Annotated in this window: 13 protein-coding genes; 4 read left to right on the forward strand and 9 right to left on the reverse strand. The window is 66.1% G+C overall.

Annotated elements, in window-relative coordinates; translation table 11 throughout:
• Nucleotides 1–4: 4 nt before the first annotated feature.
• The 3 genes from MP11Mi_RS04405 to MP11Mi_RS04415 all read right to left on the reverse strand — a co-directional run bounded on the left by MP11Mi_RS04405 (nt 5) and on the right by MP11Mi_RS04415 (nt 1,491).
• Nucleotides 5–439, reverse strand: a complete 435-nt coding sequence (locus tag MP11Mi_RS04405; protein ID WP_420041092.1) for a VOC family protein — start codon at nt 437–439, stop codon at nt 5–7.
• Nucleotides 440–583: 144 nt separating this feature from the next.
• On the reverse strand, nt 584–1,123 hold the full coding sequence (locus tag MP11Mi_RS04410) for an MOSC domain-containing protein (RefSeq protein WP_420041093.1): 540 nt from the start codon (nt 1,121–1,123) through the stop codon (nt 584–586).
• A gap of 20 nt (nt 1,124–1,143) precedes the next feature.
• A complete protein-coding gene (locus MP11Mi_RS04415) occupies nt 1,144–1,491 on the reverse strand; it encodes a nuclear transport factor 2 family protein (protein WP_420041094.1) in 348 nt (115 codons plus the stop codon).
• 79 nt (nt 1,492–1,570) lie between these two features.
• On the opposite strand from MP11Mi_RS04415, the gene MP11Mi_RS04420 reads away from it, so the two are divergent.
• Entirely contained in the window at nt 1,571–2,449 is an 879-nt protein-coding gene (locus tag MP11Mi_RS04420; protein WP_420041095.1) for a LysR family transcriptional regulator, read from the forward strand.
• Between the two features lie 25 nt (nt 2,450–2,474).
• Nucleotides 2,475–3,581: a class I SAM-dependent methyltransferase gene (locus MP11Mi_RS04425; protein ID WP_420041096.1), complete on the forward strand. Its 1,107-nt coding sequence runs from the start codon at nt 2,475–2,477 to the stop codon at nt 3,579–3,581.
• Between the two features lie 10 nt (nt 3,582–3,591).
• Here MP11Mi_RS04425 and MP11Mi_RS04430 read toward each other — a convergent pair whose 3' ends face one another.
• From MP11Mi_RS04430 to MP11Mi_RS04450, 5 genes are all read right to left on the reverse strand, one after another.
• Complete coding sequence (locus tag MP11Mi_RS04430) at nt 3,592–4,194, reverse strand: TetR/AcrR family transcriptional regulator (RefSeq protein ID WP_420041097.1); 603 nt, start codon at nt 4,192–4,194, stop codon at nt 3,592–3,594.
• An 83-nt stretch (nt 4,195–4,277) separates the two neighbouring features.
• Nucleotides 4,278–5,786 carry an aldehyde dehydrogenase family protein gene (locus MP11Mi_RS04435; RefSeq protein ID WP_420041098.1) on the reverse strand — a complete coding sequence of 503 codons (1,509 nt, stop codon included), beginning with the start codon at nt 5,784–5,786 and terminating at the stop codon, nt 4,278–4,280.
• Nucleotides 5,787–5,913: 127 nt separating this feature from the next.
• Entirely contained in the window at nt 5,914–7,071 is a 1,158-nt protein-coding gene (locus MP11Mi_RS04440; RefSeq protein WP_420041099.1) for an acetyl-CoA C-acetyltransferase, read from the reverse strand.
• A 27-nt stretch (nt 7,072–7,098) separates the two neighbouring features.
• Nucleotides 7,099–7,899 (reverse strand): SDR family oxidoreductase, encoded by an 801-nt coding sequence (locus tag MP11Mi_RS04445; RefSeq protein WP_420041100.1) that lies wholly within the window; start codon nt 7,897–7,899, stop codon nt 7,099–7,101.
• A 2-nt stretch (nt 7,900–7,901) separates the two neighbouring features.
• Nucleotides 7,902–9,161, reverse strand: a complete 1,260-nt coding sequence (locus MP11Mi_RS04450; protein WP_420041101.1) for an acyl-CoA dehydrogenase family protein — start codon at nt 9,159–9,161, stop codon at nt 7,902–7,904.
• A gap of 42 nt (nt 9,162–9,203) precedes the next feature.
• On the opposite strand from MP11Mi_RS04450, the gene MP11Mi_RS04455 reads away from it, so the two are divergent.
• Nucleotides 9,204–10,745, forward strand: coding sequence for a FadD3 family acyl-CoA ligase (locus MP11Mi_RS04455; protein WP_420041102.1), 1,542 nt, complete (start codon nt 9,204–9,206; stop codon nt 10,743–10,745).
• Nucleotide 10,746: 1 nt separating this feature from the next.
• Here the strand turns inward: MP11Mi_RS04455 and MP11Mi_RS04460 are convergent, their stop codons facing one another.
• The gene (locus MP11Mi_RS04460; RefSeq protein WP_420041103.1) at nt 10,747–12,255 is read right to left on the reverse strand and encodes an HNH endonuclease signature motif containing protein; all 1,509 of its coding nucleotides are present in this window, start codon (nt 12,253–12,255) and stop codon (nt 10,747–10,749) included.
• Between the two features lie 246 nt (nt 12,256–12,501).
• Between MP11Mi_RS04460 and MP11Mi_RS04465 the strand changes: the two genes are divergently transcribed.
• Complete coding sequence (locus tag MP11Mi_RS04465) at nt 12,502–13,371, forward strand: LuxR C-terminal-related transcriptional regulator (protein ID WP_420042002.1); 870 nt, start codon at nt 12,502–12,504, stop codon at nt 13,369–13,371.
• Nucleotides 13,372–13,376: the final 5 nt, after the last annotated feature.

The following is a 13,376-nucleotide window of genomic DNA, read 5'->3' on the forward strand; positions in this document are numbered from 1 at the left end:
CGAGTCAGCCCTGCTGCGCCGCGTACGCCTGTGGCCCGACTTCCGCAGCGGCCGGATCCATCCACATGATCTCCCACGCGTGGCCGTCGAGGTCGAAGAACGACCGCCCGTACATGAACCCGTGCTCTTCGGTGTCGCCTGCGGTCGCGCCGGCCGCCAGCGCCTTATCGACCACGGCATCGACTTCGTCGCGACTATCGCCACTGAGGCAGATGATGCAGCCGCTCGCCACATGCGCGTCGACCACCTCCTTGCCCAGCAGAAAGGTCTTGTAGAAGTCACGCTGCAACAGCATCGCGACCATCGAGTCGCCGAGAATGAGCGCGAGCGCGTTGCCGTCGCAGAAATTGTCATTGAACTCGTATCCCATCGAGGCGAAGAACGCGCGGGACGCGTCGAGGTCGGCGACGGGCAGGTTCACGAAGATCATCTTGTGCATGGGAGTCCTCCAGCTCAGCAGCACCTCGGTCGGGTGCCGTCACAGAGGTAGACCCGCGCCGCGCGTCAAACTGTTCGCTCCGGCGAGAAGTCGCGTTCGCCGGATGCATGGTGGAGGCATGGAACCAGGGGCCGCCGGGGTGCGTCAGCGCGCGAGTGATCGGATCGTCGGCGCGCCGTCGGGCACGCTGAGGACGCTAATCTCGTCACCCACGGTGACCGATCCACGTTTGACGACACGGAGGTACGGTCCGGGCCGACGTTCCTGCGCGAATCGTTTGACCCAACCGTCGCTGTCGTCGCCCATCCAGCGGGCGAACGTCTGGCACGGGATCCGGGGCGACGTCACTTCGACGATCACGTCGCCACCGATCCGCCACCGTTCGCCGACCTTCGCCGCGTTGACATCGATGCCTTCGGTTCGCAGATTCTCGCCGAAGAAGCCGAACGGGATCTTGCGTCCTAGTTCGGTCTCCCAGAAGTCGATGTCTTCCTGGGCATAGACATAGATTGCCTTGTCGAGGCCACCGTGATGCTTCCGGTCGACTTGGACGTCGGCGTACAGGCCGTACTCGCCGACTTTGACGGGTCCGTCGACGGGGGCTTTGTCGATCGCGGTGACCCCGGACCGACCGGAGTCCGCGTGCAGGGCACGGACGACGCACACGGCGAGCACGGAAGTCATGGCGTCATGATACGTACCGGCTACGACGCCGCCGCTAATATCTCTCGCGGGTCGAAGGTCACAACGACCGCGGTGATCCGACCGTTGTCCACGTGCGTCCAGTTGGCGACGGCGGTCGCGGGCGCCCCACCCATCGCCAGGTCGAACCAGGTGATCACGTCGGAGTCGTCGGCCAGCCGTTTGCGGACGACGATCGAATCAGTGCCGGCCGCCATGCCGGTGAGGCCGTTCAGGAACTCGTCGGGACCATTCGCCGTCCCGAACACGCCGGTGAAGCGGCAGTCGGCCGACAGGTGGACGGCAAGATCGGTGAAGTCTTTCCGCGACCAACAGTCGAAGTAGAGTTCGGCGATCGCGGTTGGTGTCATCGTGTTCACACGTCCAGCATCGCGCCACTGCACCCATCAGTCCAACAGCTGGTTCTTCTAACCATTAGCATTACTGATTATGGAGCTGCACCAGTTGCGATACCTGGTGGCGGTAGCCGACCTGGGATCGTTCACTGCGGCCGCTGCCCATCTGCACGTGAGCCAGTCAGGCGTTTCGGCTCAGATCGCCAAATTGGAGCACGAGGTCGGGCATCGACTGCTCGACCGTCGGGGGCGAACAGTCTCGGTGACGGCCGCCGGACACGAAGTACTCCCGCACGCTCGTGCGGCGCTCGCATCGATCGCCACCATCGCCGCCGTCAGCGACGAGTTGTCCGGCGTGGTCCGCGGCAGCCTGCGCCTCGGAACCGTCATCGGCTGCACCATCCCCGGATACCTCGCCGGATTCGCCGCCTTCCGCCGCACCCATCCCGGTGTGCGGATCAGCGTCGTGGAAGGCAACTCCGACCTCCTCATCGACGACCTCGCAACCGGCAGACTCGACGTGGCGCTGGTCACCCACACCGCCCCGCTGCCCGATGCGGTCACCGGGCTCACTGTCATCCGGGAACCGCTCGCCGTCGTCGTCCCCCGGGGCCACCCGTGGGCCGATCGAGGCGCGGTGACCTGCGCAGAACTCGTCGACGTCACCGTGCTGAGTCTTCCGCCGGGCACCGGCGTCCGATCCGCGTTGACGTCGACGTGCGCCGCCGCGCGCGTGGAGGTGACGCCTGCGGTGGCCGCCCATTCGCCCGATTCGGTCCTCGCCCTCGTCGAACTCGGTAGCGGCGTCGGGGTCTTGACCGCCGCCATGGCGGCTGGACGGGACACGCTGGCCGCGATTCCAGTGGAGGACTCAGTCGAGACGTCGCTGTCGTTGGCGGTGAGTTCGACGCCGTCGGCCGCCGCCCGCGCACTGACGACCGCCCTCACGAAGGAGTTGGCGACGGACCGGTAGCGGGCCCGCCCAGTAGTCTGCGGTGGTGGATCTGGACGGATTGAGACGCTTCCCCGACATCAACGGGCCGAGCCTGTCGGCATCGGACGCCGCGGACCGCCTGATCCTCGACGAGGCCGCCCCCCATCTAGCGGATGCACCGCCGGGGTCGGTGTCGGTGCTCGACGATGCATACGGCGCGCTGACGATCGGGTCCGGTGCCGCCGACGTGCGCGTCCATCAGGATCTGCTCACCGGGCAGCGGGCGCTCGCCGCGAATGCCGACCGCCTCGGAGTCGGCAGCATCCACACGCTCGGGTTCGTACCGGAGGTCGTCGCCGGTTCTCGTGTGGTCCTCATCCGTCTCCCCCGATCGCTCGACCGGCTTGCCGAGGTGTCCGCGCTCATCGCGGCCAACGCGGACCCCGACGTGGTCGTCGTCGCGGGCGGTCGGATCAAACACATGTCCACACAGATGAATGAGATCCTCCGCGGGTCGTTCGAGCGCGTGGACGTCAGCCATGCGCGGCAGAAGTCGCGGGTCCTGTTCGCGCGTGGACCTAGGCGCGACGTCGCGACCAAGCTCCTCGCTTCCTGGCCGAAGGCGGAGACCCACGACGGACTGACCGTCGTCGCACACGGCGGCGTGTTCGCGGGAGCCCGTATCGACATAGGGACACGACTGCTGCTCGGGGTCCTCGCCGACGCGGTCCCGGACGCGTCGACCGCCGTCGACCTCGCATGCGGCAATGGAGTGGTCGGCGCAGCGTTGGCGCTCGCCCGGCCGACCGTCACCGTGACTGCGACCGACCGTTCGGCCGCCGCTGTCCGATCGGCTCTAGCGACCGCACAGGTGAACGGCGTCGCCGACCGGGTCGACGTCGTGCACGCGGACGGCCTTGAATGGGCCGACTCTCGATCGCAGCAACTCATCGCGTTGAATCCGCCGTTCCACAACGATGCCGCGCTCTCGACGGACATCGCACACCACCTTTTCGCCGACGCCGCACGCACACTCGCGAGCGGCGGCGAGCTGTGGTGCGTCTGGAACTCGCACTTGCGTTACCGCGGCTCGCTCGAACGGATCATCGGCCCCACAAGGCAGATCGCGCGGAACGCGAAGTTCACGGTAACGGCGTCCATGCGGCGGTGATGACGCGCTGTCAGTTCGCCAGCACGCCGTCGAGCACAACGGTCAGGTACTGATCGGCGATCTCGTCGATCGACTTCCCGCCGCCGGGGCGGTACCAGCGGACCGCGACCCACACGGTGTCGCGGAGAAAGCGGTACAGCAAGTCGACGTCGAGGTCTGGCCGAAAGTCACCGTCGTCGACACCGCGCTGCAGCACCGAAGCCCAGAGAGCGTGGAACTCGACGTTTCGCTCGTTGATGTAGGCGAACCGCTCCTGCCCGCCGAGTTGGCGTGCCTCGTTCTGATATATGGCGACCGCCGTGTGCCGCGCATCGATCGACTCAAACGAGGCAACCACGAACTGGCGCAATGTATCCGTCGCGTTCAAGCCTGCGGCGTTGATCTCCCGGTAGCGATCGAAGAGGGTGTCGAGGAATCCGCGCAGCAACTCATCGACCATCGCCTCCTTCGAGTCGAAATGGTGGTACAGACTCCCCGACAAGATGCCTGCCGCGTCGGCGATGTCACGAACGGTCGTCGACCGCAGGCCGCGCTCGGCGAACAATTCACCCGCGATCCCGAGTAGTTCATCTCGCCGAGTCGAGCCCGACGCGGTCGACTTCGCCGCCACCATGCCTCCTTCACCTGAGTACCGGTTCACCCTAGCAAGCGCTTGGTATCACCCAGGGGAGGCAGTGCGACGGCGAAGCGACGGCGTCAGCCCTTAGCCGACTTTCGCGAGGCGCGGCCCTGAAGGAAGCGCCACATCCTCATCTGCATCCCGGTCAGACGCTTGTCACTCTTGGTGAACGGCGCCGACATGATCTGCGCGAAGCTGATCGGCATCGTCGAGACGGTCACGGCGCGGGCGTGACTGAACGTCTCGAAACCGAACTTGCCGTGGTAGTTGCCCATGCCGGACTTGCCGACACCTCCGAACGGCAGACCACTCGACAGCAGGTGCAGCGCGAAGTCGTTGCCGCTGATCGAACCGCTACGCGTGTTGTCGGCGACGCGCTGCAGGTTCTCGTTGTCATTGCCGACCCAGTACAGGGTGAGCGGATGGCCCGCCGAGTTGATCTTGTCGATCGCCTCAGCCAGGTTGCGGTACGGGTAGACGGTGAGGACCGGACCGAAGACCTCGTCCTCCTCCACCTTCATCCCCGCTTTCACACCGGTGAGCAGGGTCGGCGGGATCTTGCGCGCCTGCGCGTCCGGCAGTTCCTCGCCCGCCGGGATCACCTGGTGCTTGGTGGCACCGAGTTCCACAGCGTCGTCGATCAGCCCGACAATGCGGGTGTAATTCTTCTCGTTGATCGTCGACGTGTACTCACCGTTCTTGAGGATCGTCGGAAAGTTCTTGGTCCAGCGTGCGACGACCTTCTCAGTGAACTCGCCGACCTTGCTCTCCGGGACGAAGACATAGTCGGGGCACAGGCAGACCTGGCCGCCGTTCACCATGCGCGCATCGGCGAGGAAATTCGCGGCCTCGGTGATGTCCTGCACCGGGTCGACGATCGCCGGGTTCTTCCCGCCGAGTTCGAGCGTCACCGGGGTCAGATTCTTCGCTGCTTCCTGCGCGACCGACTTGCCGACCTCCGGCGAGCCGGTGAAGAACATGTGGTCGACGTCGAGCTTCGCGAAATCAGCTCCACCACCGTGCTTGCTGGTGACGACGGCGAACTCTTCGATCGAGAAGTAGTCGGGGGCGACCCGTGCGATGACGTCGGTGGTCTTCGCGGTGATCGACGACGGACGCATCAGGACCCGATTACCTGCCGCGAACGCCGAACCCGCGGGAACGATCGTCAGTTGCAGCGGGAAGTTCCACGGCCCCATGATGCCGACGACGCCGAGCGGTTCGTGACGCAGACGCTGCTTGTAGCCGAGCAGACCCTGCAGTTTGGAGACGTTCTCCTCCTTCATCCACTTCTCTGCGTCGCGCCGCTGGTGGGTGAGGTCGATCATGCAGCCCGCGATATCCGCGGCTATGGACAGTTCCTTCGGGCGGGTGCCGAAGTCGTCATTGAGCGCATCGGTGATCTCATCGGCGTGGTCGAGGAGCATCTGACCGAGCCGATTGATGCGGCTGACGCGTGTCTTGGCGTCGGGGATCCCATCACGCAGAAACGCGGCCTTCTGGATCTCGAGCAGTTCGGTCAGGCCGTGCGCCTCGGACGACACCTTGTCGCCGGCACGCACCACAGTTTCTGCAGGCTTGGTCATTGGGACCTCCACTTCATGGCGAACCGCCAGTTGAGACAAATTCTAAAACTCATCCCATCGTACCGGTCTCGTGGGATGAATCACAGCGGCATGTTTTGTAACCTTGCGAACTCGCGCCCCGACCTGGTCAGCCCAGACGCTCGATGATCGTCACATTCGCGGTGCCGCCGCCTTCGCACATGGTCTGCAGTCCGTAGCGTCCGCCGGTTCGCTCCAGTTCGTTGAGCAGCGTCGCGAACAATTTCGCGCCAGTCGCGCCGAGCGGATGTCCGAGCGCGATGCCGCCGCCGTTCACGTTGACGCGGGCCGGGTCGGCTCCGGTCTCTTTGAGCCAAGCGAGGACGACGGGGGCGAACGCCTCGTTGATCTCGACGACGTCGATGTCGTCGATGCTCATGCCGGTCTTCTCCAGCGCACGCTTCGTCGCGGGGATCGGTGCGGACAACATCATCACCGGGTCATCGCCACGTACCGACATGTGATGGATTCGAGCACGCGGCGTGAGACCGTATCGCACGAGCGCGGCTTCAGAGACGACGAGCGTGGCCGACGATCCGTCACAGATCTGGGAGGCGACCGCAGCGGTCAACTGGGAGCCTTCGGCGAGTACCGGGAGGGACGCCATCTTCTCCAGCGACGTCTCGCGCGGGCACTCGTCGACCACACAGTCACCCAGCGGGACGTACTCGTTGTCGAAGCGTCCTGCTGTGATTGCCGCGCGGGCGCGTTCGTGGCTCTGGAGGGCCCACGCCTCCATGTCGCTACGGCTAATGTCCCACCGCTTCGCCATCATGTCGGCTCCGACGAACTGGCTGATCTCGGCGTCGCCGAACCGCTCCGTCCACCCCGGTGACTCCGCAGTGGGGGTGGTGAAGCCGAGCGGCTGGCCTGCGACCATGGCCTGACTGATCGGGATGGCGCTCATGTTCTGAAGCCCGCCCGCGAGGACGACGTCCTGCGTTCCGCTCATCACGGCCTGCGCCGCGAAGTGGATGGCCTGCTGGCTCGACCCACACTGCCGGTCGACCGTGGTTCCGGGAACGCCGAGCGGCATGCCTGCAGTGAGCCACGCGGTCCGCGCGATGTTGCCCGCCTGCGGTCCGACGGTGTCGACGCAGCCGAAGATCACGTCGTCGACCACCTCGGGGTCGATACCGGTGCGGTCGATGATCGCGCGGATCACGTGTGCACCGAGATCGGCGGGGTGGACGCCGGCGAGGGAACCCCCGCGTTTGCCGACCGGTGTGCGGACAACGTCGACAATGTATGCCTGGGGTGCGGTCATGGTGTGACTCCTTCGTGGAGGCGCGGGTCAGGCGCGCTGGCTGGAGATCGAGACGATCTCGCCGGTCAGGTAGGTGGTGTAGTCGCTGGCGAGCATCGCGATGGCCGCGGCGATCTCCCACACCTCGGCGGCCCGGCCGTACGCTTCGCGCGAAGCGAGTTCGTCGAGTAGTTCATCGGAGGTGACTTTCGCCAGGAACGGGTGCTTGGCAATCGACGGCGCTACCGCGTTGATACGGACGCCGTAGTCGGCGCCTTCGACGGCGGAGCAGCGGGTGAGAGCCATGACGCCTGCCTTCGCGGCGGCATAGTGGGCTTGGCCGCGCTGGGCACGCCAGCCGAGGACGGAGGCGTTATTGACGATGATGCCGCCATGATCGGCATCGCGGAAGTATTTGAGCGCGGCGCGCGTCGAGCGGAAAGTGCTGGTCAGCGTGATATCGAGGACGCGATCCCACTGCTCGTCTGTCATGTCGGCGACCGGCGTCTCGCCGCCGAGTCCCGCGTTGTTGACCAGGACATCGATGCGTCCGAGACGTTCGGCTGCCGCCGCGATCAGCGCGTCGACCTGCACGGTGCTCGACACGTCGCAGACATTCGAGGTGACGCGTTCCGCACCGAATTCGGCGCCCAACTTCTCAACAGCTTCGCCGAGGCGTCGTTCGTGGAAGTCCGAGACGAGGACGTCCGCGCCTTCGAGGAGGACGCGCCGGGCGGTGGCGAAACCGATGCCGGTGCCCGCCGCTGCGGTCACGACGACCTTCTTGCCCTTCAGCAGGTCGTGGCCGCCGATCTCGTCGGGCGGGGTTGCGAGGGGGGATGCGGTCATGGCTAGCGTGCCTCTCGGGGTAAGCCGAGGACTCGCTCGGCGATGATGTTGCGTTGCACTTCGTTGGAGCCGCCGTAGATCGTGTCGGCCCGGGTGAACAGCAGCATGCGCTGCCATTCGTCCAGTTCGACGTGTTCCGGGTCGGCGATGTCGTTGGCGCGTCCTTCGGTGGTGGCCGGTGGACCGATCAGCGACGGCGCTCCCGCGACCGCGACCGCGAGCTCACCGAGGCCGCGGTGCCAGTTGCCCCACAAGAGTTTCGTGACCGACGCGGCCCCCGCTTCGGAAACGATGTCGCCCGAAAGGGTGCGGCGCGCGTTCGCCTCCATGACGGTGAGGCCGACTGCCGCCCGGCGGAGCCGCGACGCGATCTCCGGGTTGTCGATCGCCCGGTTGTGCTTGGCCAGGTCGATCAAGTCGTCGAGTTCACGGCGGAAACCGACCTGCTGGCCGAGCGTGGAGACGCCGCGCTCGAACTGCAGCAACCCCATCGCGACCGTCCACCCGTCGCCAGGTTCGCCCACGATGAGATCAGCGGGCGTCTTCGCGTCGTCGAAAAACACCTCGTTGAACTCAGAAGTTCCGGTGATCTGCTGGATCGGCCGTACCGTCACGCCGGCGGCGTCGAGCGGGACGAGCAGGAAGCTGAGCCCCTGATGCCGGGCCGATCCCTTCTCGGTGCGCGCGATGACGAAGCACCATTGGGACAGGTGCGCGAGGGACGTCCAGATCTTCTGCCCGTTGATCACCCACTGGTCGCCGTCGAGTACCGCCGATGTGGAGACCGCTGCCAGGTCGCTGCCCGCACCCGGCTCCGAGTAGCCCTGCGCCCAGAGTTCAGTGACGTCGACGATGTGCGGAAGGAACCGTCGCTGCTGCTCGGGCGTCCCGTACTCGATGAGGGTGGGGCCGAGAAGCTCTTCGCCGAGATGATTCACACGCGCGGGCGCACCGGCGCGGGCATACTCCCGGTGGAAGATGATGCGCTGTCCAATAGTGGCGCCGCGACCACCGTGTTCGACGGGCCAGCCGAGGCACGTCCACCCGGCCGCGGCAAGATGCCGATCCCATTCGAGTCGCTCGGCGAAGAATTCGTGTTCGCTTCCCGGGCCTCCGCGACCGCGCAGATTGGCGAAGTCGCCGGTGAGGTTGTCGGCCAACCAGTCGCGCACTGCCTGCTCGAAGATGCTGTCCGCGTCGGGTGTGCGGGCCGCCCATTCGCCGAGGTCGACGGCCCGATCGGCGAGATTGATCGTCGTCATGAGACCTAGCTTAACCTAGCAAGCATTTGCTAGGTTTTATTCATGCTTCCGACGCCGACGACGACCCCAGCCGCTGTGCACCGCGCCGAAGAACTCTGGCCCGACCGGATCGCGGTGATCGATGACCAGTGGGCTGCCCCCGTGCGCTTGACGTGGCGCGAGTCGGCATCGCGAATCCGACGGTTCGCCGCCGGGTTGATCGAGGCGGGCGTCGAGCCAGGAGACCGCGTCGCCGTGTGGGCGCCGAATAGTCACCACTGGCCGGTCGCCGCCCTGGGCACCCATTACGCAGGTGCGGTGCTCGTTCCACTCAACACGCGGTACACCGTGAGCGAAGCGTCAGACATCATCGAACGGTCGGGAGCGAAGGTCGTCGTGGCGTCCGGCGCGTTCGCGGGCATCGATCGGCTCTCCGAGGTGACGTCGGCACCGGTCGCGGTTGGGCGGACCGTGGTCGGTGTCCCACTCGAGTCGCCGGTCGGCTCCCCGGAGGCCGTTGCCTGGGATCGATTCCTCGACGTGTCCGACGAGTCACTCGGTGTCGCACGTCGGCGCGCGGACGCCGTCACCGAGGACGACCTCTCGGACATCCTGTTCACCTCAGGGACCACAGGTTCGCCGAAGGGCGTTCTGGCGGAGCATCGCCAGACGTTGGCGGGCGCGCACGCGTGGGCGTCGAACGGAGAACTGTCGGAGGACGACACGTACCTCATGGTGAACCCGTACTTCCACACATTCGGCTACAAGGCGGGGATCTTGCCCTGCCTGCTGTTCGGGGTGACGATGATCCCTCTTGCCGTCTACTCCCCCGCGGAGACGATGCGACTGATCGACGCGGAGAAGGTCACCGTATTTCCGGGCGCGCCGACGATCCTCCAGACGGTGCTCAACGATCCGTCGCGCGCCGATTTCGACTTGTCGAGTCTGCGCCTGGTGGTCACCGGGGCGACGATCGTGCCCGTGGTGCTGATTGAGCGCATCCAGGCCGATCTCGGCGTCGAGACGGTGTTGACCGCGTATGGGCAGACGGAGACGAGCGGTTTCGTCACGACGTGTCGCGCCGACGACGACGCGGTGACTGTCGCGACGACGTGCGGCCGCGCGTATGAGGGCATGGAAGTGAAGCTTTCCGACCAGGGCGAAGTGTTGACCCGCGGCGCCATGGTGATGCGCGGCTATCTCGACGATCCCGAGGCGACCGCTGCCACGATCGACGCGGACGGTTGGCTTCACACGGGCGACGTCGGGACTCTGGACGAGCGCGGATATCTGACGATCACGGACCGCTTGAAGGACATGTACATCTGCGGCGGATTCAACGTGTATCCGGCCGAGGTCGAACAGGTCCTCGCTCGGGTCGACGGGGTGAGCGAGGTCGCGGTGATCGGTGTCCCCGACGAGCGGATGGGCGAGGTCGGGAAGGCATTCGTCACCGTCGCGACCGACGCGACCGTGAGCGTCGACGACGTGTTGGCGTACGCCCGCGAGCATCTCGCGAATTTCAAACTCCCCCGCGCGGTCGAGTTCGTCGAGGCGTTGCCGCGCAATCCCTCCGGAAAGGTACTCAAGCGCGAGTTGGGCTAGCTCAGAAGGGCGGCGGTCCTGCAGAGTCGAACTCGGCGGCTTTCGATGCGGCTTCGCAGGCCGAGACGTAGCGGCGACGCGACCGCATCTGCATCCGGTACGCGTGCTTGGCTTTGGTCCGCGATCGCATCCGCATCGGTTGGTCGACGTCGTCGACGTCGCCCGGAGCGACGGGCTCGCCGTGCCGGCAAGGGATGAGCCCGAGATCGGGCAACAGCCACTGATTTCGCGCACGTGAGCGCACTGTGTATCCGGTCGGCGTGGTGATTTCGGTCCAGATGATCCCGTTGGCGTCGATGATCTGGTCATCGATCCAGCCGTCGGCGAAGGTCTTGACGAGGTGGTGGTAGCGACACTTGGGGTTGAGGTTGCACGGACAGGTGGCGCCGCCCGCGGCGGGGTCGTCGTGGTTGTACTCGGTCACGTGGTCGAGGTCGCAGCGCCATGCGGGACGGTCGCACCCGGGTTCTGAGCAGGTGCCGAACACCGTCCGCATCGCCACGTCACACGTCGCGGTCGGACGGTAAGGACTACCCGCCTGCGCCGCGCCGTCGGCGAGTCCCGCGATGTCGAGCGGCCGCAGGATCGCGTCGGCTCGGGCGGCGATCTCTCGCACGTGATGCGCGTCGATCACGCCGAACCCGTCGAGCCAGCCCGCCTTGTCCGCGCCTCCGTCGATCGTGCCGGCATCGGCGACCACGTGGATCACGATTGTGGCGAACTTAGCGGCGATCTCGTCGTCCGAGGCCGCGGCCGCGCACTCCGACGCACCGCAGTCGCACGCGAACCGACGATTGGTCAGCAGTGCCACCGCGGCGTCGTGGCGGCGCACACCCCGTGAACGCGAGTCGTTCTCGCATACCCGGTCGGCGACCGCGTTCACGCTCGCGTCGATCACCGCAGCATCTTCGGGAGTGGTGGCGATCGTGACATCCGAGCCGTCGACGTCATGCGAGACGGTCACGCCCCTGCCACGCGCTTCACGGCGTTCACGCAGACCGTCCGGGTCCATCTCGGCGACCATTCGCCGCGCCACGCTTTCGGCGTCGCCCCTCGAGACACCGCCGAGTTCGGCCAGATCGGCCGCGGTGGCGGCGTCGACCGCGGCGATCAGTTCGGCATCCTCGACGCCGGTCGTCTCGAGAACGACGGCGCCGAAGGCAGCCATGCTGATCACGCCGTCGCGCATCAGCCGGGCGACCTTCGGGAGGCGTTCGACAGACTCGACGGCCAAGTTGACCTGACGGTCCGCGGTCGATGCCGCGATACACAGCGCGACCGCGACCTCACGCGAGACACTTGCGAACACGTCGACTACGCGTCGGTCGACGGCGTCGACCGCGATGCCTTCATCGTCGGCCGCGGCCGAAAGCATCGCGTAGATCGCTTGAAATCGCAGGAAGGCGAGGTACCCCTCACCGGCGTACAGCGCGTGGAGCGTCGCTCCTCCGGCCTCACCGCCCGCCCCGACCGAATCGAGGTCGAGTGCGGACCAAGAACTGTGCGGCATGATCATCACCCCCCCACTGCGCCTTAGAACTGTTGTTCTAATCATACGGGCCCATTGTGACGAATTCAATAGCCTATTCGAACCTTGATCGAACATGTGAACTATTCTCCGAGACGTTTTGGTACGCCGACCGGGACGCCTTTCGGCTTCCCTGTGGTGGCACTCGTGTATGGCTGCACGAGGCCCTCCTCGCGTGCTGGGTCGTTCATGCCGGTACTCCACGTGTGCGATGTGCGTGATGACACAATGGTGGATGTGACCGTCGACACCGATAGCCCGCCGGAGAGGGGCGTGCCAGCAGAAGAGCTGTCACGACGTCTGCGCGGACCGCTCGCGCGACTCCGCCGCCGCACCGGTGCGAGTCTCGCGTTCGCCGGTCGCGTGCTGCCAGGCGATGCGCCCCGTATCGAACTGTTCTCGTTCGACGGTGACCTCGTCGGCCCGCTGCGCGGCGCCAACCTCGATCCCGGACACGGCCTCGGCGGTCGTGTCGTAGGTCGCGCCCGCGCCGAAGCGATCGGCGACTACATCGGCTCCCCACTCATTACCCACACCTACGACGAGATCATCCGCGCCGAATCGCTCCGAGCGATCGTCGCGGCGCCGATCATCGTGGGGCGCAGACAGGTCGGCGTCCTGTACGCGGCGCGACGCACCGCGCAAGAACAGCTCGACTCGTCCCTCGACGTAGTGGTCGACGAAGCTCGCACCGTGGAACAACAGTTGGCCGTCGCCGACGTCCTGTCCTCCCTGCGCACCGATGACGAGGAACGCGACCGCTCGTCCTGGCGCACGCGGGTCAACGACTCGTACACGCAGCTACGAGCACTCGCCGACTCGGTGGACGACGAGTCAATGCGAGCCAGGATGCTGGAGATCGCTGCGGGACTGGCACTCGATGCACCCGAAGACGGGCCGACCGTGCATCTCACCCCACGAGAACAGGACGTCCTCGCCCTACTCGGCGCGGGCCTGGCAAACCGTGCCATCGCCGAACATCTTGGCATCGGCGTCTACACGGTGAAGGACTACGTGAAGACGCTGATGGCGAAACTCGACGCCACATCGCGTTTCGAGGCGGTCGTCAACGCGCGCCGCGCCCGCCTCGTTCCTTGACGCCG

Origin of the sequence: Gordonia abscondita (assembly GCF_032711245.1) — a bacterium.
In the GTDB taxonomy this organism is placed as follows: Bacteria; Actinomycetota; Actinomycetes; order Mycobacteriales; family Mycobacteriaceae; genus Gordonia.

Excerpts from the sequence above, each read along its gene's own strand:
- MP11Mi_RS04405 (WP_420041092.1), bottom strand. The coding sequence starts at position 439 with ATGCACAAGATGATCTTCGTGAACCTGCCCGTCGCCGACCTCGACGCG.
- MP11Mi_RS04410 (WP_420041093.1), bottom strand. The coding sequence starts at position 1,123 with ATGACTTCCGTGCTCGCCGTGTGCGTCGTCCGTGCCCTGCACGCGGAC.
- MP11Mi_RS04415 (WP_420041094.1), bottom strand. The coding sequence starts at position 1,491 with ATGACACCAACCGCGATCGCCGAACTCTACTTCGACTGTTGGTCGCGG.
- MP11Mi_RS04420 (WP_420041095.1), top strand. The coding sequence starts at position 1,571 with ATGGAGCTGCACCAGTTGCGATACCTGGTGGCGGTAGCCGACCTGGGA.
- MP11Mi_RS04430 (WP_420041097.1), bottom strand. The coding sequence starts at position 4,194 with ATGGTGGCGGCGAAGTCGACCGCGTCGGGCTCGACTCGGCGAGATGAA.
- MP11Mi_RS04435 (WP_420041098.1), bottom strand. The coding sequence starts at position 5,786 with ATGACCAAGCCTGCAGAAACTGTGGTGCGTGCCGGCGACAAGGTGTCG.
- MP11Mi_RS04440 (WP_420041099.1), bottom strand. The coding sequence starts at position 7,071 with ATGACCGCACCCCAGGCATACATTGTCGACGTTGTCCGCACACCGGTC.
- MP11Mi_RS04445 (WP_420041100.1), bottom strand. The coding sequence starts at position 7,899 with ATGACCGCATCCCCCCTCGCAACCCCGCCCGACGAGATCGGCGGCCAC.
- MP11Mi_RS04450 (WP_420041101.1), bottom strand. The coding sequence starts at position 9,161 with ATGACGACGATCAATCTCGCCGATCGGGCCGTCGACCTCGGCGAATGG.
- MP11Mi_RS04455 (WP_420041102.1), top strand. The coding sequence starts at position 9,204 with ATGCTTCCGACGCCGACGACGACCCCAGCCGCTGTGCACCGCGCCGAA.
- MP11Mi_RS04460 (WP_420041103.1), bottom strand. The coding sequence starts at position 12,255 with ATGCCGCACAGTTCTTGGTCCGCACTCGACCTCGATTCGGTCGGGGCG.
- MP11Mi_RS04465 (WP_420042002.1), top strand. The coding sequence starts at position 12,502 with ATGGTGGATGTGACCGTCGACACCGATAGCCCGCCGGAGAGGGGCGTG.